Source organism: Paeniglutamicibacter gangotriensis Lz1y, assembly GCF_000348945.1.
GTDB classification, from domain to species: domain Bacteria; phylum Actinomycetota; class Actinomycetes; order Actinomycetales; family Micrococcaceae; genus Paeniglutamicibacter; species Paeniglutamicibacter gangotriensis.
In genome coordinates this window covers 137,525-161,132 of record NZ_AOCK01000003.1, presented here as the reverse complement: position 1 = coordinate 161,132, position 23,608 = coordinate 137,525, and the positions used below count along the sequence as shown (strand labels likewise).

17 protein-coding genes and 3 tRNA genes are annotated in these 23,608 nt (G+C 61.5%); 17 read left to right on the top strand and 3 right to left on the bottom strand.

The features are described 5' to 3' along the window. Positions 1-524: 524 nt before the first annotated feature. Positions 525-1,085: a hypothetical protein gene (locus ADIAG_RS21365; protein WP_161623940.1), complete on the top strand. Its 561-nt coding sequence runs from the start codon at positions 525-527 to the stop codon at positions 1,083-1,085. Between the two features lie 472 nt (positions 1,086-1,557). Then, entirely contained in the window at positions 1,558-2,802 is a 1,245-nt protein-coding gene (locus ADIAG_RS06035; protein WP_007270440.1) for an ISL3 family transposase, read from the top strand. 548 nt (positions 2,803-3,350) lie between these two features. Here the strand turns inward: ADIAG_RS06035 and ADIAG_RS06025 are convergent. Both ADIAG_RS06025 and ADIAG_RS20805 read right to left on the bottom strand, forming a co-directional pair. After that, positions 3,351-4,370 (bottom strand): LLM class flavin-dependent oxidoreductase, encoded by a 1,020-nt coding sequence (locus tag ADIAG_RS06025; RefSeq protein ID WP_007270439.1) that lies wholly within the window; start codon positions 4,368-4,370, stop codon positions 3,351-3,353. Positions 4,371-4,861: 491 nt separating this feature from the next. After that, positions 4,862-6,247, bottom strand: a complete 1,386-nt coding sequence (locus ADIAG_RS20805; RefSeq protein ID WP_007270438.1) for a reverse transcriptase family protein — start codon at positions 6,245-6,247, stop codon at positions 4,862-4,864. Between the two features lie 571 nt (positions 6,248-6,818). Between ADIAG_RS20805 and dusB the strand changes: the two genes are divergently transcribed. The 13 genes from dusB to ADIAG_RS05955 all read left to right on the top strand — a co-directional run bounded on the left by dusB (position 6,819) and on the right by ADIAG_RS05955 (position 20,568). Beyond that, complete coding sequence (gene dusB, locus ADIAG_RS06015) at positions 6,819-8,015, top strand: tRNA dihydrouridine synthase DusB (RefSeq protein WP_007270436.1); 1,197 nt, start codon at positions 6,819-6,821, stop codon at positions 8,013-8,015. 11 nt (positions 8,016-8,026) lie between these two features. Then, positions 8,027-9,307 carry a deoxyguanosinetriphosphate triphosphohydrolase gene (locus ADIAG_RS06010; RefSeq protein WP_007270435.1) on the top strand — a complete coding sequence of 427 codons (1,281 nt, stop codon included), beginning with the start codon at positions 8,027-8,029 and terminating at the stop codon, positions 9,305-9,307. Between the two features lie 72 nt (positions 9,308-9,379). Next, positions 9,380-11,257 (top strand): DNA primase, encoded by a 1,878-nt coding sequence (gene dnaG, locus ADIAG_RS06005; protein WP_043473689.1) that lies wholly within the window; start codon positions 9,380-9,382, stop codon positions 11,255-11,257. Between the two features lie 65 nt (positions 11,258-11,322). Beyond that, positions 11,323-11,398: transfer RNA gene (locus tag ADIAG_RS06000), tRNA-Asn, on the top strand. A gap of 68 nt (positions 11,399-11,466) precedes the next feature. Then, positions 11,467-12,927 carry a lipase maturation factor family protein gene (locus tag ADIAG_RS05995; RefSeq protein WP_007270433.1) on the top strand — a complete coding sequence of 487 codons (1,461 nt, stop codon included), beginning with the start codon at positions 11,467-11,469 and terminating at the stop codon, positions 12,925-12,927. Between the two features lie 127 nt (positions 12,928-13,054). Further along, positions 13,055-14,737, top strand: a complete 1,683-nt coding sequence (locus tag ADIAG_RS05990) for an ABC-F family ATP-binding cassette domain-containing protein (RefSeq protein ID WP_007270432.1) — start codon at positions 13,055-13,057, stop codon at positions 14,735-14,737. Positions 14,738-14,833: 96 nt separating this feature from the next. Beyond that, positions 14,834-14,906 (top strand) — tRNA-Asn (locus ADIAG_RS05985). A gap of 162 nt (positions 14,907-15,068) precedes the next feature. Then, positions 15,069-15,941, top strand: a complete 873-nt coding sequence (locus ADIAG_RS05980) for a phage holin family protein (protein WP_007270431.1) — start codon at positions 15,069-15,071, stop codon at positions 15,939-15,941. Positions 15,942-16,097: 156 nt separating this feature from the next. Further along, positions 16,098-16,718, top strand: coding sequence for a CDP-alcohol phosphatidyltransferase family protein (locus ADIAG_RS05975; RefSeq protein WP_007270430.1), 621 nt, complete (start codon positions 16,098-16,100; stop codon positions 16,716-16,718). Further along, a complete protein-coding gene (locus ADIAG_RS05970) occupies positions 16,706-17,617 on the top strand; it encodes a DMT family transporter (protein WP_007270429.1) in 912 nt (303 codons plus the stop codon). The genes ADIAG_RS05975 and ADIAG_RS05970 overlap by 13 nt, the downstream gene beginning before the upstream one ends. A 92-nt stretch (positions 17,618-17,709) precedes the next feature. Beyond that, the gene (locus ADIAG_RS05965) at positions 17,710-18,897 is read left to right on the top strand and encodes a glycosyltransferase (RefSeq protein WP_007270428.1); all 1,188 of its coding nucleotides are present in this window, start codon (positions 17,710-17,712) and stop codon (positions 18,895-18,897) included. 126 nt (positions 18,898-19,023) lie between these two features. After that, positions 19,024-19,097, top strand: a tRNA-Ile gene (locus ADIAG_RS05960). A gap of 277 nt (positions 19,098-19,374) precedes the next feature. Beyond that, entirely contained in the window at positions 19,375-20,568 is a 1,194-nt protein-coding gene (locus ADIAG_RS05955; RefSeq protein ID WP_007270427.1) for a glycosyltransferase, read from the top strand. 6 nt (positions 20,569-20,574) lie between these two features. Here ADIAG_RS05955 and ADIAG_RS05950 read toward each other — a convergent pair whose 3' ends face one another. Then, positions 20,575-21,096 (bottom strand): murein hydrolase activator EnvC family protein, encoded by a 522-nt coding sequence (locus tag ADIAG_RS05950; RefSeq protein WP_007270426.1) that lies wholly within the window; start codon positions 21,094-21,096, stop codon positions 20,575-20,577. A 434-nt stretch (positions 21,097-21,530) separates the two neighbouring features. Between ADIAG_RS05950 and rpsB the strand changes: the two genes are divergently transcribed. Beyond that, on the top strand, positions 21,531-22,460 hold the full coding sequence (gene rpsB / locus ADIAG_RS05945) for a 30S ribosomal protein S2 (RefSeq protein ID WP_007270425.1): 930 nt from the start codon (positions 21,531-21,533) through the stop codon (positions 22,458-22,460). Between the two features lie 135 nt (positions 22,461-22,595). Continuing rightward, positions 22,596-23,435, top strand: a complete 840-nt coding sequence (gene tsf / locus ADIAG_RS05940; RefSeq protein WP_043473682.1) for a translation elongation factor Ts — start codon at positions 22,596-22,598, stop codon at positions 23,433-23,435. Positions 23,436-23,608: the final 173 nt, after the last annotated feature.

Sequence of the window (23,608 nt, the reverse complement as noted above, 5' to 3'; positions counted from 1 at the left end):
TCGTCTCATAGCCCCTGTGGACCTTCTGCGTGGTCCCCACAAACTCCGATTGGAAGGTAATTCACCCGCTGTTGGTGGCGAGCCGAGAGTCTTGCCATTGCGTGTTGCCACGGACCATTTGCCTAGTGACGTCCGGTCCATGAATGATGTGGACGCTCCGCTGAAAGGCACTCGTTGTCCCTGAACACTCGCCGCATCCTGGGCTTTGCCAAACCAATGACGGATCACCCGGAGCCGGGCTCTGCCGTCACAATCTCGGGCTCCGAGCGCGACATCGTTCGGTCCTCCGGTTCCGATTAATCAGCCACTGACCGTTGGCGGGCGTGTTGTGGAAACGGACGTCGACACTGATCTGCTCGCCTCGATCCAGTGAGCAGATCCGTGTCGAACCGGTTGAAATCCCGGGCGGTGACTCATCCACGGGCAAGGTCAGCGCATGAGCAGCCACCCACCTAATGAAATAAATCCCGGTGGTGCACCGCGTGCGTCGGACCTGTGGTTCCTGGGGAGACTACGCTGAAACGATGAGACAGAGAACGCCCGTGCTCCCCGCGAAAACGCTGAGAACCGCTTCAATCATCATTCTGGCATTCGCCGTTGCACTGGTGCTCTTTGGGCAGACAATGTTTCAAACCGGGAGCAAACCTGTAACAACCGCCCGAGATCTTCAATCTTCGGGCCTGCCGGGCACCGTAGTCGATGCCCGGGTCCAAGTAGGACGCATTGAAAGTGGCTCGTTGAGTGCCGGCCCCGTTGAACTGACGTTTATTGGTTCCGAGGGGCAGGAACACGTCATAGAGACGAACCACTTTCCCCGCTTCAATCCGAACATCAACTCCAAGCGCGGCTGGATTGATGAGTTTCCCACCAAGGATCAGATCATCGCCCAGCCCGTCACCTACCGGCTGGGAGAACATCCCGCGGTCGAACTGACCAGCAATCTACAAACGCTCGCCACTGCGGGCTGGAGCTTTCCAAACTATCTTGGGTTGGCGTTGATGGTGCTCGGCGGAGGGGCCGCTATCGGTGGGGTCATCAGCCTACGGCGGGCCCTGCGCCGCATCAAGGCAACAGACGATCGCTAGTATTCCGCCAGGCGAGGGTGCATGGATTCGCCACGGAGCAACAGCCGTGAACTTGCAGCAGGCCGAGGGCACTCCGTCTTATTCGAGGGGTCGGGTAGTAGTCATCGAGCACAATAATCCGGAGGGGTGCCGAGCAGAATTCGCTGAAATGGATCTGTGGACGCTGGCGCCGTGCGGAGGAAATGAGCGGAAACTGGCTTGGTGCAGGCTGAGTGAACACGGTTCCACCGTGATTTGAGCAAGCACGCCGGCACGTCTTCTATCCGTCTGTCTATGGCGTCGGGGTACTGACCATAGGGGTAAACGTCATTAATCTTGCGCAGCTGCTCGTGCTCAGGAGGAGCCCGCGGTGGTGGCTTTTTCGGCTCTCCGGACGTAAATGTGGGTCAGAGAAAACGTGGTAAACGAGAAAGCATGGGCAACCCGGTAAGTTTGTAAGTTCCTCAACCATCAAACTTCACCGGAGTTACCCATGCGAGCTACCACTCTACTCAATCGCGTCCTCAAATTCAGCGGCACCAACATCACCACCGTCGAATTCGATGGTCAAGGCCCGGTCATCGCCACGGTGAAACTCACCGCCCGGAAGAAGCTTTCCTGCCCGCACTGCCCCTTCATCACCAAGGCCGCATACGACACCCGGTGGGCCGAATCCACGTGGCGGCACCTGGATCTGGGCGGCACCCCACTGGTCCTGAAAATGCTTCGCCGGCGGCTGCGCTGCCCCGAGCACGGAGTCGTGGTCCAGGCCGTTCCTTTCGCCCGCCCCAACGCGAGATTCACCCGAGACTTCGAGGACCTCGTCGCCTGGCTGGTCACCCGGGCGGACAAGAGCAGCGTTTCGGCCTTCACCAGGATCGCCTGGCGCACCGTCGGAGCCATCTGTGAACGCGTCGTGGAGGAACAACTCGATGACACACGCTTTGAGAATCTGGTGAGCCTGGGAGTGGACGAGATCTCCTGGAAGAAACACCACAACTACCTCACCCTGATTTCGGACCACGAAACCTCCACCATCCTCTGGGGAGCAGCCGGAAAGAACGCCGCCACCCTGGATAAATTTTTCACGGAAATCGGCCCCGAAAACACTCAAAGCATCGAGGCAGTCAGCATGGACATGGGAGCGGCATTCATCAAATCAGTAACGAAGAATGCACCCGATGCCGCCATCTGCATTGACCCGTTCCACTGCGTCCAGCTGGCCACCAATGCCCTGGATGCCGTCCGTCGCGCCTTCTGGCAAAAGGCCCGTGAACTACCGGACCAGGCCTTCGCCAAAAAGTACAAGGGCAACCGCTGGGCCCTGCTGAAAAACCCCGGGAAGCTCACCGATATGCAGGACGCGACCCTGAAGCAAATGGAGGAGGACGGAGGGGAACTGTGGGAGGCCTACCTGCTCAAGGAATCCTTGCGGGAGGTCTTCGCCGGGGACCTCGAAACAGAGGACGTCATGGGCATGATCAGTCAATGGTGCGACGCCGCAACCGCCAGTGGGATGGCCCCTTTCATGAAGACCGGGGCTACCCTGCGAGGACACATGGAGGGCATCTACCAAGCGGTTACCCGCAAAATAAGCAACGGCAAACATGAGGGCCTAAACAACAAAATCAGGACCATGACCCGACGTTCCTACGGGTTCCATTCACCGGAGGCCACGCTGGCACTGATCATGCTCGCTTGCGGGCCTGTCACCACCCGGCTCCCGTACCACAAATGACGCCACCCACATTTACGTCAGGAGAGCCGCTTTTTCTAGCGCCGAGAGGTTATTTTCGCGTGGCGCTGCTTCGACTGGACTTTGTTTGGGGGGACAGCTGTTTCTTCCAGCCGATTCCCCAGGCGAAGTTCGCGATCACGGTCATGACGCGGGCGTTGTAGTCCGCTCCCAGTCTGTTGGGACGCTTGATAAGTTCTCGTTGCGTGGCATTCTCGGTGGGTCTGCCTCTCGAAAACCAGACCCAGTCGTTGCTCTAGTCCTTGCGGACTTGGCTCTTTCGATAGGCGAGGACAGACTTGACGAGGAACCGAAACTGAACGAGGCAAGCACCTGCAAGGAAAACGAACCCTAGGATTCGGAGGAAGCCCTCAGGGCTGCGCACTAAGGAGAACGCACCGAGGAGCAGCACTGCGGTCAACAGGAATGTTCTGTTGATTCTCATGCGGGGAGTTTATCAGCCAAGATCTCCGGGACAGGAAACCCGACGACTAATCGCTGTTGAGGAGTCGGAGGGGCCTTAGCGCGCAGGTTCCGCAACGGGACGCTGGCTATTTCTTCCAACCGATCTCCCTGGCGATGTTCGCGATCTCGGTCATGACGTGGGCGTTGTAGTCCACTCCCAGTTGGTTGGGGAGTGCGAACAGCACATAGTCGGCCTCGGAGATCGCCTCGTCGGCCATGAACTGTGCCGCGACCTCTTCGGGGGAGCCCGCGTAGGTGGGGCCCGAACGTGCCCGGGAGCCGTCAAGGACTCCGACTGAGTCGCCACTTTCGCGGCGTCCGAAGTAGATTTCGTCCTTGTCCGTGGTGATAGGGAAGGCGCTGCGCGTCACCGCGGTCTTCCCTCCGGTGCTGTGTCCGCTGGCCGCATAGGCGTCCTTGTACTGGCGCAGCTGGTCGGCCTGCAAGACGTGGAAGGGTCGGCCGTCGTCTTCGAGCAGCAGGGTGGAGGAGAGCAGGTTCATGCCCACCGCGGCGGTCCACAGCCCGGCGCCGATGGTTCCCGCGCCCCACCAGATCCTGTTTTCCAACCCCGGGGAAATCGGGTTGATCGGCAGCCGTTCGTCCGCATCGTGGTGAGGACCGCCGGGAACCGGATGGGCAAGGCCCGCTCCGGTGATGGCGTGACGGAAGCGGGCGGCGCGTTCGCGGGTCTCGTTGGCCCAGTCGTTGCCCGGTTCCAGGTCGTATCCGAATTGGTGTTGCCCGTCGCGGGCAGGCTCGGGTGAACCACGGCTGATGCCCAGCTGCAGGCGCCCGTTGCTGATGGCATCGGTGGCCCCGGCCATCTCGGCCATGTACAACGGATTCTCATAGCGCATGTCGATCACCCCGGTACCTACCTCGAGGGTGGTGGTCTTCGCCGCCATTGCAGCGAGCAGCGGGAAGGGGGCGGAAAGTGAGTTGCCGAAGTGATGCACTCGCATCCAGGCGCCGTCGAATCCGGATTCCTCGGCAGCGACGGCCAAATCAAGCATCTGGCGTACGGCATCGGCACCGGTGGGCACGGGAGAGTTGCTCGAACCACCCGAATGACCGAAGGTTAGAAACCCGATCTTCTTGGACACGTTTGCTCCGTTCGATGGTTACGTGCGGGGCCTCCCGCTGTCAGTTACAAGCTGTGCGAGCGAAAAATCATTCCATCATGAAATTGAACTAGAGCAGCACGCGGTCCGGGACTACTCATACGACAACTCTGGTCTGCCGCTGACAAAATTGAACGGGACGTTATTACTGGTTTTCTGGTTTTCGCCCCACGGGATCAAACGGACTTCCTGTACCCCTGTGGAGCCGCCCCAGCCTGACGCATAGGAGAATGCCAACATCGTCAAAGTCAGAACTCAGTGTAGGAGAGCACCATGTCAGCTCGGAATTATGGGCCCTCAGTACGACGACGAAGAAAATTTAGAACCACAAGTTCAGATTCAACATAGAGCTGACCGGTGGCGACAATTAGTTTCGCCTGCCAATAACCACGAAGTATGTGGAAGACGCGGTCGGCTTCGATGGGTATCAGTCTTGACGGGGGATGCCAGGGCCCGGGCATCAATTCGACGCTTCACCACTGGATTCGATAAAACTCCTGCAGCAGTTTGGCTCCTCTGTCTGGATTGAGAGTGGCTACCCAAGAAATATGTCCCAGGAGGTAGCTGCGGAAATCAGCGTGTGCTCCCCGGTTTTGCGATTCTGGTCCGTACGAAAGGCAGTTGTGGAGGACTGCCTTGAGCCGGTCAAAGTCCGCACGAGTCACATTGGTGTGCTTGTTGACCACCACGGATGTTACCAATTGCCGAACACTGGCTGGGCGTACACGTGTCTTTAGCCGGTTGGCTTCGTGGCCCTCAGCTTCAACGATGCTCGTGGCAGTCCGAATGAAAGCTTTGGTACGCCGTCCTAGTTCCATGCCGCCGCTAAAGGCAAGGTCATCGGCATAGCGGGTGTAGCGAGCATCGAACTTATCCGCGAGACCCGAGAGGCGCGAATCCAGCCTCCGTAAAGATAAATTGGCAACCATGGGTGAAGTTGGTGCACCTTGTGGAAGATGCGGCCGTGAGAGTGCCTGTCGTAACGCAAAACGCTCGTTGAGGTCGCCGCCGGGAGGCATCAGGGACAGTACCCGAGGCGGAACTGCGTGCGTGCAAATGCCGGTGAGTCGATGCGCTACGGCTTCAGTAAATCCAGCCTGCCGCAGCGTGCCAAATACCCGCCCGGCGGGGACCTTGGCGAAAAATGTCACCAAATCTAAACTGACCACCACGTCCTGACCGGTGTGCTGTGCCGCGCCTGTGCCGGCGCTTCGGCCTGGAACAAATCCGTGTGCGGCACCATGGAGCTCAATGGGGTACAGCAGTTCCCGCAGAACGGTTCTCTGAATGGTCCGCAATCGCGGGGCAGGAATCTCCAGCAAACGCGGAAGCCTGCCCGGGCGCTGCCGCCACTCGTAGCGGTAATGCTGAAGCTTCCCATCTGCCCTCCGGTTCCAATGCTGCGGATCAGCAAACCATTCCAACTCCCCGGATGTGAGCTCAAGCATTGCCGCGAGACTGGCCAGGGTGTCAAGGCGGGGAACTCTGGGCTGACTGTTTTCCCGGGCTGCCGCAGGCCGAAGTACAAAGTTGGCCACGCGAATTGGTTTTCGTTGATGAATTGCCTTGGCTACGGCCTCAGCGAAAGGCTCACACAGGAGGATCGCTGCGGCCAGTTCGCGCGGAGCGTCCACCGGCGGCCGTGGATACACCTGCAGAATCTGGGTTGCCAGGGGACCCAGCCAACGTCGTCTTGCGCCTAATACATGGGTACCGGCATTGACGAGTTCGGTCTTTGACCACTGCGGGGAACCGAGGAAGCCCTGCGCCAGTATCGCTGCTACGGAGGACGCGGTGGGGTGGGGCGTGCGCTTCAACGTTGCCGAGGCACGAGTCACCGGGGCATAGTCAGGTGTCATGGGGTGCGATGGCTTCTCGATGACCTAGCTATCTGTGCGGGTGCCGTGCTGCGCGGAGCGCAGAGACGCACCTGCGGTGCATGGATCAGGCAATACTGCATACCCCGGGGTATCCCCGGAGAGGAACGCGTACTAAAAGACGCATCCCACCTCATCAAAGAAACCATCGCATAGTGCCATGCTAACCGAAGGCCATGGCACTGGCGCGGGGCTCGCCAGTGGGATCACGAGCTCCAGTTCCAAACCGACCGACTGTCCCGATCGCCGTTTGATGCCACCCATCCGATGCTCCTGGACCCATGGGGCTCCTCCGCGCTGTCGAGTCGTCGGACCGATCGTAGCTGTGTTCAGTCGGACGTCATCCCTCTACGTGGTGGATCAAGTGGTCTATCTTGGGTCGGTTCATCCAAGCCGTCGCCACGCGACCAAGTAATTGGGTTCACGTGTTTTCCTTTGCCTGCAAACGTTTTCAGACATGGTCGAATGGTGACAGCCCACGGAATATTCCCCTGTGATGCACAAGTCTGCCCAGTAACGTCGCGGATTTGCTTCTATTTGAGAGAATAGGTAGGTGACTGTTATTGCCGATGCACCCGAAAACGCCGCGCCTACCCCGGCGAAGCTTGAGCTGCCCCCGTTAAAACTGGGAAAGCACACCATTGAGACCCCGGTGATCCTGGCCCCCATGGCCGGCATCACCAACAAGGCCTTCCGACGGCTCTGCCGCGAATACGGTGGCGGCGTGTACGTCACGGAGATGGTCACCTCCCGGGCTTTGGTGGAACGAAACACCGAATCGATGCGCATCATCTCCCATGATGACGACGAATCCCTGCGCTCAATCCAGCTCTACGGGGTGGACCCCAAGACCGTCGGCGCAGCAGTGCGCCTGATTGTCGAAGAAGACCGCGCCGACCATATCGACTTGAACTTCGGCTGCCCGGTTCCCAAGGTCACCCGCAAGGGCGGGGGAGCGGCGCTTCCCTGGAAGACCGACCTGTTCACTGCCATCATCAAGGCTGCCACCACCGAGGCAGCCCGCGGCGATGTGCCCTTGACCATCAAGATGCGCAAGGGCATCAACGAGGACCACCTCACCTACATCGAATCGGGCAAGATCGCCCGTGACCACGGTGTTGCGGCTGTGGCCCTGCACGGGCGCACCGCCAGCCAGTACTACTCCGGCAAGGCCGACTGGGACGCCATTGCGCGCCTGCGCGAAGCCCTTCCCGACATGCCGGTGCTGGGCAACGGGGACATCTGGAGTGCCGAGGATGCGGTGGCCATGGTCGAGCAGACAGGTGTCGACGGCATCGTGGTGGGCCGCGGCTGCATGGGCCGGCCCTGGCTCTTCGGTGACCTGCAGGCCGCCTTCGAAGGAACCGACACTCGCTTCCGTCCCGGCCTGGCCAAGGTCGCCGAGACGGTCTACCGTCACGCTGAGCTGCTGACCGAGTACTTCGAAGATGAATTCAAGGGCCTGCGCGACATCCGCAAGCACATGGCCTGGTACTTCAAGGGCTACCCAGTGGGCAGCGACATCCGCTCCGCACTGGCCCAGGTCCCGACCCTTGAAGTGCTGCGCGAGTTGCTGGACCAGCTGGATCTTTCCATGCCCTACCCGGGCAAAGACGCCGAGGGTCAGCGCGGACGCGCCGGTTCCCCGAAGAAAACCCACTTGCCCGACGGCTGGCTCTCGACCCGCGAAATGAACGAGAACCACAAAGCCATGATTGCCGCGGCCGAACTCGACATCTCCGGCGGCTAAGGAAAACAACCATGGATATACCCGGATACAGCGAAGCGGACCAGGAACGATGGGCCCCCGAACCGCCCAAGAAGGCCTACCGCACCTCGTTTGAACGAGACCGAGCCCGGGTGCTGCATTCCTCGGCACTACGCCGGCTCGGCGCCAAGACCCAGGTCGTTGCCCCGTCCTCGGACGACTTCGTACGCACCCGGCTGACCCACTCCCTAGAAGTGGCCCAGGTGGGCCGCGAGCTCGGTGCCACCTTGGGCTGTGACCCGGACGTGGTGGATACCGCCTGCCTGGCTCACGATCTGGGCCACCCGCCCTTCGGACACAACGGGGAGTCGGCGCTCAACGACCTGGCCGGCGGCATTGGCGGGTTCGAGGGCAACGCGCAGACCCTGCGCCTGCTGACCCGTATCGAAACCAAGACCTTCAGGCACACCGGTGCCTCCGCGGGGCTGAACCTCACCCGCGCCACCCTAGATGCTGCGTGCAAGTACCCGTGGCTGCGCGCGGATGCCCCGCAAAAAAACGGTAAACAAACAGGAAAGTTCGGCGTGTACGCCGACGACGCCCCGGTGTTCGACTGGTTGCGTGCCGGCTCCGGTGCCCAACCCCGGCAAACCTGTGTCGAGGCCCAAGTCATGGACCTGGCCGATGACATCTCCTACTCGGTGCACGACGTCGAGGACGCCATCAACGCCGGGCGCTTCCAGCTGCGCTGGATCAACGACCCGGACCAGCGCGCCCGGGTCATCGGATTCACCCGCCAGTGGTACCTGCCGCAGGTCGAGGACGAGGTCATCGACGAGGCCTTCAAACGCCTCGAAGCCACCAACGAGTGGGTGCCGCACAGCGACGGCTCACGCCGCTCCATGGCCGCGCTGAAGGATATGACCAGCCAATTCATCGGCAGGTTCTGTCAATCGGCCATCGACGCCACCCGCGAGCAGTTCGGGCCCGGCGCGCTCACCCGCTTCAACGCAGCGCTGATCGTCCCCGAATCCACCGAGCACGAGATCGCCGCCATGAAGGGCCTCGCGACCGCCTTCGTGATGACCAGCGACGAGCGCAAGCCGATCTATGCGCGGCAACGTGAAACCCTGACCGAACTGGTGAACCTGCTGGCCGAGACCGGGGACAAATACCTGGAACCGATCTTTGCCGCAGACTGGCGAGACGCCGGAGACGACGCCGCCCGGCTGCGCGCGGTCATCGACCAGGTGGCCTCGCTCACCGATGCCTCGGCCATCGAATGGCACTCCACCTTGGTGCTGGGCAAAAGCTTTTCCGTCCCGCTGTTCTAAGGTCCCGCGCCTGGATCCACAGCCGGCTGACCGGTGGCGCTCGCATTTGCAAAGGTCATTAGACTGGAGGGCATGGCAGGCCTGATTAAGCGTGAAGATATCGACGAAGTCCGCAACCGCACGGACATCAAGGAAGTCATCGACGGATATGTGACGCTCAAATCCGCGGGTGTCGGCTCCTACAAGGGGCTGTGCCCGTTCCACGACGAGCGTTCCCCGTCCTTTCACGTGCGTCCGCAGGTCGGCACGTTCCACTGCTTCGGCTGCGGGGAATCCGGTGACGTCATTGCCTTCCTGCAAAAGATGGACCATGGCACCTTCTCCGAGACCGTTGAGCAGCTGGCCGCCCGCGCCGGCATCGAACTGCACTATGAGGACGGTGGATCGGGCCCGCGCCGCGAGGATATCGGACGGCGCCAGCGCCTGCTCGATGCCCACAAGATCGCCGAAGAATTCTTCCGTGAACAACTGGCAACCCCCGGTGCGGCCGAGGGCCAGAAGTTCCTCTCCGAGCGCGACTTCGATGCCGAGGCTGCGGCCCAGTTCGGTGTCGGCTACGCACCCCAGGGCTGGGACGCGGCGCTCAAGCACCTGCGCGGCCGCGGGTTCCAGGACGAGGAGCTCAAACTCACCGGAATTTTCTCCGAGGGCAACCGCGGGATCTACGATCGTTTCCGTGGCCGGCTCATCTGGCCCATCCGCGACCTGACCGGGGCGACCATCGGCTTCGGTGCACGCAAGCTGTACGAGGACGACCAAGGTCCCAAGTACCTCAACACCCCCGAGACACAGCTGTACAAGAAATCTCAGGTCCTCTACGGCGTCGACCTGGCCAAACGCGAGATCACCAAGACCCGCCAACTGGTGGTCGTCGAGGGCTACACCGACGTGATGGCTTGCCACCTCTCGGGCGTCGGGACGGCGGTGGCCACCTGCGGTACCGCCTTTGGTGCGGACCACATCAAGATCGCCCGCCGGCTGCTGCGCGATGACGGATCCGGCGGCGAAGTCATCTTCACCTTCGACGGCGACGCCGCAGGCCAGAAGGCCGCGCTGCGCGCCTTCGAGGAAGACCAGAAGTTCATCGCCCAAACCTACGTGTCGGTGGAGCCCACCGGCGCTGATCCCTGCGACCTGCGCCAGACCCGCGGTCCCGAAGCGGTCCGTGAGCTCATCGATTCCAAACGTCCCCTGTTTGAATTTGCGATCAAGGCCGGGCTGAAGAACTACAACCTGAACACCGTCGAGGGCAGGGTTCAGGCGTTGCGCACCAGTGCCCCGATCGTGGCAGGTATTCGAGACTCCGCCATCCAGCCCGCCTACGCCCGCGAGTTGGCCGGCTGGCTGGGCATGGACATGGAGGACGTCAACCGGGCCGTGGGAGCGGCAGTGCGCCGCAACAAGATGCCCAAGTCCGCCGAACCGGCCTCACGCAACGCCGGCCACGCCGCCACGGAACAGCCTTCGGGGCCGGCGTACTCCCGCCCGGACCCGCGCGACCCGGTCTCCCGGATGGAACGCGAAGCCCTGGAAGTGGTGCTGCAGCAACCCGCGCAGCTGACCGCACAACAATGGCAGGCGTTCTATGATGCCCGCTTCATGGCCCCGGCCCACGCTGCGGTGCATGATGCGGTGCGCGCCGCCGGGCAGTCCGGTGCCACACCCTCCCAATGGGTCGAGGCGATCCGGCAGGAAGTCCCCGAGCCGTTGCGCTCATTTGTCTCGGAACTCGCCGTCACCCCGTTGCCGGCCAACAGCAACGAGGCGCTCATGCGCTACTGCAACGACATCATCAACCGCCTCTTCGAGCTGCAGATCACGCACCTTAAAGCGGAGAAGATGGGGGAGCTCCAGCGCATGGATCCTGCCGGGGATCCGGAAGGCTTCCAGCGCATTAACCGAGAACTTCTGGAGCTAGAATTACGTCGCAGGGCGCTGCGCGAGGAATAGTTTTCACGCGTCAAGGAACGATTTTTGTTTTCCATAGACGTTGTGTAAAGTATTACCCGTTGCCTTCCCCCGTAGCTCAATTGGCAGAGCGTCCGACTGTTAATCGGAAGGTTACTGGTTCAAGTCCATTCGGGGGAGCCAGAACGGGGAATCCCGGACCGTGAGGTCCGGGATTCCGTCATTTAACACCTATTCCGTAAGCCGCAGGGATGGCCGAGACGGCCCGCCGGATCTACGCTGGGCCCATGGAATGGCTGGTGGCCCACGACTACTACACGGCCCGTGAAATCCTGCAACGCGGGGTCGCGGCAATCTACCTAGTTGCCTTCATCTCCACCCTGAACCAGTTCAGGGCCCTGGCCGGCGAACACGGATTGCTACCCGTGCCCCAGCTGTTGGACGGGGCAGGTGCACGAGGCCCCTCGTTGTTCAGCCACGTCGGCTATTCAGACCGGAAACTGGTGGCCGTATGTGCCGCCGGTCTGGTCATCTCCTCGCTGCTGGTGGCAGGACTTCCACAGGCCGGCCCACCGTGGCTGGTGCTGGTTGCATTCCTGGCCCTGTGGGGCCTGTACATGTCGATCGTGAATGTGGGACAGGTGTTCTACGGTTTTGGCTGGGAGATGCTGCTGCTGGAGGCGGGCTTCACCGTGGGCCTGCTTGGCTCCCGGCAGGTTCCGCCTCCCGTGCCGATCTTGCTGCTGGTCGCCTGGCTGGTATTTCGCGTGGAATTCGGTGCCGGCATGATCAAATGGCGCGGGGACCCGGCGTGGCGAAACCTCACCGCCATGTATTTCCACCACCAAACCCAGCCGATGCCCGGTCCATTCAGCAGGACGGCCCATCTGGCTCCGAACTGGTGGCATCGCTGCGAAGCCGCGGGAAACCACGCTGCCCAGTTGGCGATCCCGTTCCTGCTTTTTGCGCCTCAACCTTTCGCAACAGTCGCTGCAGGTATCATCATGGTCACACAGTTGTGGTTGGTATTGACCGGCAACTTCGCGTGGCTGAACTGGCTCACCATCGTGCTGGCTTGCGCCCGGATTAGTGACCCGGTGTTGTGGCAGATTTTCGGCCGGTCGCCGCAGGAATCGGGTCCGCAGCCTGCGACACCGATTTGGTGGACCATGCTGGTGCTGGCAGCAACACTGCTGTTGGTGGTGCTTTCCCTTCCGGCGCTGCGCAACTTATTTTCCTCCCGCCAGCGCATGAACGCGTCGTTCAACCGGTGGCAATTGGGCAACGCCTACGGAGCTTTTGGTTCGGTCACCCGGGTGCGCATTGAGATCGTCATCGAGGGGACCGAAGATACTTCGCCGAACTCGGCAGCCTGGCATGAATATGGGTTCAAGGGAAAACCTGGGGACGTGTCCAGTCGCCCGCGCCAATTCGCGCCCTATCACCTGCGTCTGGACTGGATGATGTGGTTCCTGCCGTTGGGCTCGATCCACCAGCGTTGGTTTCACACATTGCTGGATAGGCTCCTGCAGGCCGATGCCCGGACCTTGGCCTTGTTGGGCCGTGATCCGTTCTCCGGTCGGGCGCCGCGCTTCATCCGGGTGCTGACTTACCACTACCGTTTTGCCACCGCTGCAGAGCACCGGGACACCGGGGACCATTGGGTGCGCGAGGGACGGCTGCTGGTGATCGGCCCCGTCGCCCGCTCATGATCGGCGGCACTGCGCGTTGGGCTGGCCCCGTGAAGGCTCGTGGCCGGGCCTCCCGCAGTTCCGCGCGCTACAGGCACGTACCTGCTGCCCGGCGACAGGCAGGTCCCCGGATCAGTAGGATGTAACGGTGGCTCACATCGACGTATCCGACATCCATTACTTCCTCTCCGACGGAACCCAATTGCTCGGCGGTGTCACCTTCAAGGTGACCAGCGGCAGCAAAACCGCACTGATCGGCCCCAATGGCGCCGGAAAGACGACGCTGTTCAGGATCATCGCCGGCGACATCAAGGCCGATGAAGGCGCGATCAGCCGTTCCGGAGGCATGGGCATCATGCGCCAGTTCGTGGGCCAGGTCCGGGACGAATCCACGGTGCGTGACTTGCTGGTCTCCACCGCATCGGCCGACATCGTCGCCGCGGCGAAGGCCGTAGATGAAACCGAGCTCCTGATGATGGAGTCGGAGGATGAAAAGGTTCAGATGCGCTACGCGCAGGCCATCATCGACTGGGGGGATGTTGGAGGATACGAACTGGAAACCGTGTGGGACAAGGTCTGCACGGCAGCCCTCGGGGTGTCGTTCGAGCGGGCCTCCCACCGGCTTGCCTCCACGCTCTCCGGCGGCGAACAGAAACGTCTGGTGCTCGAAGCACTCTTCGAGGGGCCGAACGAGCTACTGCTGCTTGATGAGCCCGATAACTACCTCGACGTCCCCGGCAAGCGCTGGTTGGAAGCAACGCTGAACGAATCACCCAAGACGGTCCTGTTCATCAGCCACGACCGCGAACTGCTCAACAATGCCGCAAGCCGGATCGTCACGTTGGAGCCGGGGCATTCCGGGGCTACCGCGTGGGTCCATGGTGGCTCGTTCGGTTCCTACGTCGAGGCCCGCCGCGAACGCAATGAGCGCTTCGAGGAGCTGCGCAAGCGCTGGGACGAGGAACACGCCAAGCTCAAGGAGCTGGTGAACATGTACAAGAACAAGGCGGCCTTCCGTTCCGACATGGCCAACCGCTACCACGCGGCCCAAACACGCCTGGCAAAGTTCCTCGAAGCCGGGCCGCCCCAAGCCATCCCGCTGGAACAAAACGTGAACATGCGACTCAAGGGAGGACGCACCGCCAAGCGTGCCATCGTCGCCGAGAAGCTCGAGCTGACCGGGCTGATGAAGCCATTCAGTAACGAAATCTGGTTTGGCGACCGCGTGGCGATCCTCGGCTCGAATGGTTCGGGCAAGTCCCACTTCCTACGGCTGCTGGCGTCGGGCGGCACCGACCCCGAACGTGAACACTTGCCGGTCGCCGACTTCGAGATCGCCGAGGTCCCGCACAACGGCACCGTCAAACTTGGCGCACGGATCCGGCCTGGCTTCTTCGCCCAGACCCACAGCCGACCGGACCTCATGGGCAGGACCTTGCTGACGATCCTGCATCGCGGTGACGAACACCGTTCCGGCATGGCACGTGAAGCGGCCTCGGGAGCCTTGGACGGCTACGGACTGGCAGGCCAGGCCGAGCAGAAATACGACTCGCTTTCCGGTGGCCAACAGGCACGGTTCCAGATCCTGCTTCTGCAGCTCTCCGGAGCGACGCTGCTGCTGCTCGACGAGCCCACTGATAACCTCGATCTGCACTCGGGCGAGGCCTTGGAAAAGGCCATTGAAACATTCGAGGGAACGGTACTTGCCGTAACCCACGACCGCTGGTTCGCGCGGTCCTTTGACAGGTTCCTGGTGTTTGGTTCCAGTGGCAAGGTCTACGAATCTGACGAGCCGGTCTGGGATGAAACCCGGGTGCAACGCGCGCGGTGATCCAGCAGGTCCTGGGGTGTCAAATGCCACACCGGGAAAAGCGGGTGTGGGATTTGGGATCCATTTGGGCCTCTGGTAACGTATAACTCGCTTCATTCCCCCGTAGCTCAATTGGCAGAGCGTCCGACTGTTAATCGGAAGGTTACTGGTTCAAGTCCATTCGGGGGAGCATAATCAAGAACCCCGCATTCCTTTCGGAGTGCGGGGTTCTCTTGTATCTTGGTGGACTCATACCGTAGGTGTACCTCTTGAGGTTGAGGCTTTTAATCACGTCCGGGTGATAGTTTTGGGGTGAGCGTGCCGGGCCGAGGCCGCATGAAATGGAGACAGCATGTCTGGATCACAATCCACTGGTAACGAATACCAATCAGTGCCAAGAACTATAAAGGGACAAGTCAGCGGACTTGCACGCCTTATCCCTGAACAAGTTGCCGATGAAGCACGTATCGCAGCCAACACCCTGAAATCGAAGGGAGTCAACGTTGGTGTAGCCGCAGGCGCAGGAATTCTTGCCCTGGTGCTGCTCACTTTCATGCTCGTTGCCCTCATCGTCGCCTTGATCATGGGCATCGGAACCGTTATCTCCCCCTGGCTGTCGGCGCTTCTGGTTGCCGCAGGCTTTCTGGTGCTCGCACTGATCCTCGCCGCCGTTGCGTTCTTCAAGATCAAGAAGGCTATGCCACTGGTTCCTGAGGAGGCCATTCGGGGTATTCGACACGATCTTGGTGTGGTCAAGGATGGTAGCGCCTTCGACGTATCGACCCTCGACCAGCCCAAGCCTTCGAAGAAGGACAAGGAGAAGGACACGGACGACGAAGACACCAAGCCCAAGGCCGCAAAGCCAAGCCACAACGAACTGATCATTCGCACGCGTGAGCGCCGTGAAGAGATCGCCTGGCACCGCGACGGACTGGGACAAAAGCTCGAAGCGCCGCTGCACCTGGGAGAGAAAATCGCGGACGCCAGCAAATCCGCGGGCGAGGCAGTGACCAAGACCGCCGGCCAAGCCCGCCACATGGCCGACACAGCCGCAGAAAAGGTCGCTGCACGTGTCGACCGGGCAACCGACAAGCTTGCTTCGCGCAGCGGATTCGAAGGAGAGAACAGTAAGGAAGCCTTGCGCGAACGCTGGCAGCCGCTGGCGATCATGGCCGGTTCCGTGACCATGTTCTTCGTCTTTCTGCGCAAACTGTTGCGCAAATAGTCGGCCACAGCCCACTGGGCACCGGCCGCACCGCCTCCTGCAATATTGTGGCCGCCGCCCGATATACCCCGGGCGGGCCGGAACCACTCATCGAAAAGCCACCCTCGGCACCTCGGCCCAATCAACCAACCAACCCAAAACATCTAGGAGGCGAGCATGCGCATCATTGGAGCAGGAACACGCGACAATTTCGAGTACCGCTTGCTCACCACCTTTTGGACCGTCCCGAACCTGATCACCATGGTGCGGTTCCTGCTGGTGCCGTTGTTCGTCTGGCAGACCCTGAGCACGCACTATGGGTGGGCCACACTGACCTTGGCGGTCCTGGGCTCCTCGGACTGGATCGATGGTTACGCTGCCCGACGTCTTGACCAGATCTCCACAGTTGGGAAATGGTTGGATCCGGTGGCCGACCGGGTCGCGCTGATCGTCATTGCTACGACGTTCGTGGCCACAAAGATTGCCCCGGCCTGGCTGGTATTTTCGATCGTGATCCCGGATATCATTTTGATCACCAACGCCCTGGTGCTTTTCCATGGCAACCCCAATCTCCGGGTCAGCACGCTGGGCAAGGTCCGTACTGCACTGCTGTTGGTGGGCACCCCGTTGCTTTTGTTGGGCAACACCGACTGGGGCAAGGGGACGGTCCTGGGGGACATCTCGACGTGGGCCCTCGCACTGGCCTGCGTGCTGCACGTGGTGGCGGCCGTTCAATACTTCGTGCAAGCGCATCGCAAGTCACGCGCCCTAAAGTCGGGTAGTGAATGGTCTGGCTAGCGGTTTCAGCCGCGATCGCCGGGGCCTTCTTCCTGGCCTTCGGCACGCAACGACAGTCCACTGCGGTGCGCGCCAGCGCCGGTGGACTGAGCGTTACCGGGATGGGGCTGCTGCGCCTGTTGCGCTCTCCCCGATGGGTGTTCGGGTTGGTACTGCTGGGCATGGGGATGACCCTGAACGTCTTTGCGTTGGCTAGTGCACCCCTGACCGTGGTGCAACCCATAGGTGCGATTGCCCTGGTGATCACCACTGTGGTCAACGCACGCGAACACCACATCAAGATGAACAGGCCCACGATCCTGGCCATCACCGCCTGCATGGTCGGTAGCGCCGCCTTTGTCCTGCTGGCGATCCAGGTCAGCGCCGACGAACATGCGATCACCCGTGGCCAGGAACTGTTCACCATCCTGATCCTTGCCGTTGTCGTAGTCATCTTCGGTGGCTCCGTGGTGTTGTTAGGCCACCGGCTGGGGGCGTTCTTCTGTATCCTAGGCGCAGGTGTGCTCTTCGGATTCGTGGCGGTGCTGGTCCGCACGATCTCGGTGGCGCTGCTTGATGCCAACGGCCGATTCCTCGGTAACGTCTCCTGGTACTCGGTGCTGGCAGTGATAGTGGCCGGGCTGCTCGGTTCCTACTTCGTGCAGAACGCCTATTCAAAGGGCCCACCGGACCTGGTGATTGCCGGATTGACGGTCATTGACCCGATCGTGGGGATTACGATCGGCATCGCAATTTTTGGTGAACTAGATCGCAACGTCCAACCCGCCATGGCGATGAGCCTCGTGGGTGCAGGTTGCATTGCTATCGTGGGAGTGATCGCCTTGTCACGGCATCACCCCGACGTCCTGGAACGCAAGGCAGATGCCAAGCGTCGAGCCAAGCTCGTCGAGGGCAGATAGATGCTCCACATAACCTGTGACGTGCCAATCAAGACAATGAAACGACAACCGTGGCCCCGCATAGTGGTCATGTCGAGGAGTGAATACACCCTGTGACGGGCGAAAAACCACTGAAAATCGTGATTGCGGCGGACACTTACCCGCCGGACGTAAATGGTGCAGCTGTGTTTTGCCACCGGCTGGCGACCGCCATGAGCGAACGCGGACACGAAGTCCACATCATGGCCACCCGGCCCGACAAAGGGCCGACGATCACCGAGATTCGGCCCGAGGCAACCGTCCACCGGTTGCGGTCGCATGCGGTTCCCACCCATGAATACTTCAGGATCTGTTTCCCCTGGGAAATCAACACGGAGATCAAGGAGCTGCTGAATACGATTCAGCCGGATGTGGTTCACGCTCAGTGCCATTACATGATCGGCCAAGGGGCCCTGGCCTTCGCGAACAAACGAGGCATCCGGACGGTGGCCACCAACCACTTCATGCCGGAGAACCTGGACCCGTTCTTGCCCTTCCCCCAGTGGTTCAAACGTATCGTTGCCCGCAACTCCTGGCGCGACATGGGCAAGATCATGGGCAAGGCAAACGTGGTGACAACCCCGACTCCGCTGGCCGCCCGCGCCATGAGTCGTTATGCCCGGCTATCCACGGTCCTGCCGCTGTCAAACGGAATCGACTCCAGCCATTACGAACGCGGGGCCACCGAGAAGATCGGGCGGAACCCGTTCCCCACGATCTTGTTTGTCGGCAGGCTCGCGGTGGAAAAGAACGTCAACGAAATCATCGATGCCCTGGCCCTGATGAAGACTGTTCCTGATGCACACCTAGAGGTCATCGGTGGCGGGGAACAGCGCGAACCGTTGGAAAAGCTGGCTCGTGAAAGCGGGCTCGCGGATCGCGTGCGCTTCCTCGGGCATGTCGATGACGAGGAGCTGCGCACCGCCTACCTCAGGTGCGACGTATTTTGCCAGCCGGGCACCGCGGAGCTCCAATCGCTGGTGACCTTGGAGGCGCTGTCGGCTTCGAAGCCCGTGGTGCTGGCTAACGCCATGGCGTTGCCGCACCTGGTCGACAATGGGATCAATGGCTATCTCTTTGAGCCAGGTGACCGCAACGACTTGGCCGAAAAACTCGACGCGATCCTTGCTCTGGGACCGGAAGACCGGGCATTGATGGGCAAGGCCGGACACGAGAAGGCTTCCTTGCACAGCCATAGCAAGACCATGGATACCTTCGAAGCGATCTACCGGGGTGCCGGGGCCGAGGACTTCCTGCCCTGATTCACTATCCGAGGTGGACGAATCGGTGCAGGAAGATGAAATCACGGCCGTGAATCCATTAGGATGGCTGGGGATGATTCGCAGATCACCGTCTGTCGACGAAAGGATCGCGTGTCAGTCCGGATTGGGGCGGTAGCTCAGTTGGTTAGAGCAGAGGACTCATAATCCTTTTGTCGTGGGTTCAAGCCCCACTCGCCCTACACATGAACGGCCTAGTCTGACCCCACCGCAGGGTTTTTGACTAGGCCGTTTTTCGTTTCTGTGGAAAACACTGAGCGTAGTCATGCTGAGCGTTTTCGCTGCAAGAGCTTTCACCGAAACGAAGGATGCGTGCCGGTATCAGCGTTGCCCGCCACGACGGCGAGTTCCATTAGGCTCAAGGGGCGGCGAACATCGCTCCGGACACGAAGAGCCCGCCCGAATTTCGCCCGCAACGTTTCACCTTGAGTGCACCTTTTGAAAGGACCCCGCCGGTTCATGCATTGCGTCATCTTCGTCGACCAACACCCCGACACCCTCGGAGGCATGCAGACCTCCGTGCGGTTGCAACGGCGCTTTCTCGAACTGGCAGGCCACCAGGTCACCATCGTTTCCCCGCGGCACCGCGGAAAGCATGTCCAGGACCCGTCCATCATCGAGCTGCCATCGATTCCGCTGGGCCCGGGGGAGTACTCGATGTGCATCCCCGGCAGGGCCAGCGATAAGACGTTGGGCCAAGCCATCTCCCGCCGTGGTCCCGTGGACGTGGTGCATGTGCAGGCAGATTTCTGGCAGGCCATCATCGGATACCGCTTCGCGAGACAGCACAAACTACCGGTGGTGCACACCATGCACAATCGCCTCGACGTGGGAATCGCCGCGACCATGCCGTGCCCCGGGCTCGTGCAGTGCGGATTCGGGCTGGCGCAGAAGGCGTTCCTGCGCACCGGGGAGAAAGCGGCGGCCAACGCCTGGACGTACCTGGCACGATTCACCAAGCACGCCCAGCGGGTGACCGCACCGTCAAGCCACTTCGCCCGCCTGCTGCAGGACCGTGGCGTCTTCGGCCACGTCGAGGTGGTGCCCAACGGCATGGATGATGCCATCGCCGTCGAGCTGCTTGCCCAACCCGCAGCAGCACCAAACCCCCGCCCGAGGCTGGCCTGGGTGGGCCGCTTCAGCGCCGAAAAGCGGCTACTTCCTTTCCTTGACGCTGTGGCGATCGCCGACATCGACGCCGAGATCCACGTCTTCGGCGACGGAGCCGACCGCGCCAAGGCCGAAGCCAAGGCCAAAGCCATGGGCGTCCCTACGGTGCTGATCCGCGGAAAGGTTCCATACCGGCAGATGCTCACCGAACTGCGGCGTGCCGACGCCTTGGTGCAGACCTCCCAAGGATTCGAAACGCAGGGCATGACGGTCTTTGAGGCAGCGGCGTTGGGGACCCCATCGCTGCTCAGTGACAGCAGCATTGCCGAAGACCTGCCGAAGGGAGCTTATTGGCTCACCGAGGGGGACTCGATCGAGGCGCTGGCCGAGGCGCTGGGTCGGTGCGTCGCCCAGCTCAAGGACGGCTCGGGGCCGGACACCGATTCCTTTGACTCCGCATCGTTTTTGCAGAGCAGACAGACAGCACTGATGGTCACGGTCTACGAAGAGGCCATCAGCGACTTCGCAGGCCGCACCGTTTAAGCGTCGCTAATTCACCGGCAACAAGATTGATGGCCGGGTGTCACGGATCGTCAGCAACGGATCGATGTACTGTCCATCAAGGCGCAGCCCCCAATGCAGGCAACGCCCATCGCAATGGGCGCCGGTCCCGATGATTCCCACCTCGTCCCCGGCCGCGACGATTGAACCGACCACCAGGGTGCTGCGCACCGGCTCCAGGCTGGTGAGCAAACCCGAACCGTGGTCGATGACCAGTACCGGACGGTCAACGATCCGTCCGACGTAGGACACGATCCCGGATGAAGGCGCCGAGACTTCCTGACCCGGGGGGCCGGCCAGATCGACGCCGCGGTGGCCGGCGAGCCAGCGTTGGGCCGGTGGATCGAACCCGTGCAGGACCGCAGGGGTGCCGGGCAACGGCCATTCCCAAGCGCCGGTTGGTGCGCGGGCACCGGCGGCAGGGCTTCCGGGAGGTGCGGTGGCGGTGGTTGGGGCCAGCAGCATCACGGTGCCCACCACGAGGCTTGCAAGAGCGGAAACGGTTTTCATGCTTCCCAGCGTGGGCTTGTTTCCGCGCCCCGCGGCGGGCCCTGACGCCGAGAGTGGACCCGGCGCGTGTGTGATGCAAGTCCCGTTACCTTGTGCGGATCAGTCAATTTCAGGGCGCCCGCGCTGTAGTACACTTGAACACGCGGTTATCTGTGCCTTCTTCTCGCCTGCGCGAAAAGCGGAACACATGAAACTGACTTCGCGTATGAATGATCCATACGGCCAAATCCAACACATTCGTGGTGGGTGGCCGTCTGCGAACGCCAGGCCCTCGGTCCGAAGCATTTCGGTTGGGTGTTGGCGGGAACGGTTAGCCGTTTTCTTTCATGCCAGGGGTCGCGTCCAATTCCGGATGCGCACCATCAACCGATAACAATGGCAGTTACCGCGGTCCAGTGATGGGCCGGCCAGCTACTGCCGGAAGGAGTTGCGACATGCCAGTCGTAACCATGCGCCAGCTGCTCGACAGCGGCGTTCACTTTGGACACCAGACCCGTCGTTGGAACCCGAAGATGAAGCGTTTCATCTTCACGGAGCGCAACGGCATCTACATCATCGACCTCCAGCAGTCGCTGTCTTACATTGACCGCGCCTACGAGTTCGTCAAGCAGACCGTTGCCCACGGTGGCACCGTGCTGTTCGTTGGCACCAAGAAGCAGGCCCAGGAATCGATTGCCGATCAGGCAACTCGTGTGGGCCAGCCGTACGTCAACCAGCGCTGGCTCGGTGGCATGCTCACCAACTTCCAGACTGTTGCCAAGCGCGTGCAGCGTATGAAGGAACTCGAAGAGATCGACTTCGAGGACGTCGCCGGTTCGGGACACACCAAGAAGGAACTGCTGCTCTTCAAGCGCGAGCTCACCAAGCTGCAGACCAACCTTGGCGGTATCCGCAACCTGACCAAGACCCCTTCGGTCCTCTGGGTTGTTGACACCAAGAAGGAGCACTTGGCTATCGACGAGGCGCAGAAGCTGGGCATCCCGGTTGTCGCCATCCTCGATACCAACTGCGATCCGGACGAAGTCACCTACCCGATCCCGGGTAACGATGACGCCATCCGCTCCGTCAACCTGCTCACCCGCGTCGTTGCAGACGCCGTTGCTGAGGGCCTGATCGCCCGCAACAACAAGGCTGCAGGCAACGCCGAAGCACCGGCAGAGCCGTTGGCCGAGTGGGAGCGCGAGCTTCTCGAGGCTTCCAAGACCGAGGCACCTGCTGCCGAGGCCGCCAAGACCGAGGCACCTGCTGCCGAGGCCGCCAAGACCGAGGCACCTGCTGCCGAGGCCGCCCCGGCAGCCACCGAAGCACCCGCCGCAGAAGCAGCCCCGGCTGCAGACGAGGCACCGGCCGCTTCGGCCGAGTAGTCACAAAAACAAGATTCCGGTTGCCGGTGCCCCCTCACCAGGGGGCACCGGCATCGGGGACCAACCGCGGGACGGGCCACATTCGGCCCGTCCTTCGGCGAAAAAGCTCAAAACCACTTATGAATGGGGTTGCACGTGGCAAACTACACCGCTGCTGACATTAAGGCACTGCGCGAGCGCACTGGCGCTGGCATGATGGACGTCAAGAAGGCCCTCGACGAGGCCAACGGCGACGCCGACAAGGCCATGGAGCTCATCCGCGTCAAGGGCCTCAAGGGCGCCACCAAGCGCGAAGGCCGTTCGACCTCGGAAGGCCTCGTTGCCGCCAAGGTCATCGATGGCACCGTGGGCGTCATGATCGAGCTTTCCTGCGAAACCGACTTCGTCGCCAAGAACCAGAAGTTCGTGGACCTGGGCAACCTGGTCCTGAACACTGCCGTTTCCTCCGGCGCAGCCGACCTGGAGACCCTGTTGGCCTCCGACGTCAACGGCAAGGCACTTGTTGACGTTGTCACCGAAGAGGGCGCAATTCTGGGCGAGAAGGTTATCGTCCGCCGCATGTTCCGCCTCGAGGGTGCAACCGTCGACGCATACCTGCACAAGACCTCCAAGGACCTTCCGGCCCAGGTTGGCGTGCTGTTCGCCGTTGACGGCGCAGGCGACGACGCATTCACCGTTGCCCACGACGTTGCCGTGCACACCGCTGCCATGGCACCGTCCGTGCTGAGCCGCGATGAGATCGACGCCGATGTTGTCGAGTCCGAGCGCCGCATCGCCATGGAGACCGCAGTTGCCGAGGGCAAGCCCGAAGCCGCACTGTCGAAGATCGTTGAAGGGCGCCTCACCGGCTTCTTCAAGGAGCAGGTACTGGTCGACCAGGCCTTCGCCAAGGACGCTAAGAAGACCGTGGGCAAGGTGCTGGAAGAAGCCGGCGTCAACGCCACCGGCTTTGCCCGCTTCCGCGTTGGCGCCTAAGAGGCTCCAACAAGGTAAATTGGTTTCCGATGGGGCTCAGGTCCCGGTAACCGATAGCAATACACCAAGGTAAAGGGGGTGGCCACTTCACGGTGGCCGCCCCTTTTTCCTGCCAGCACCCCGATCCGTGCCCTTTGCACCGGAACGATGAAAAATGCAGCAACGACGTGGGC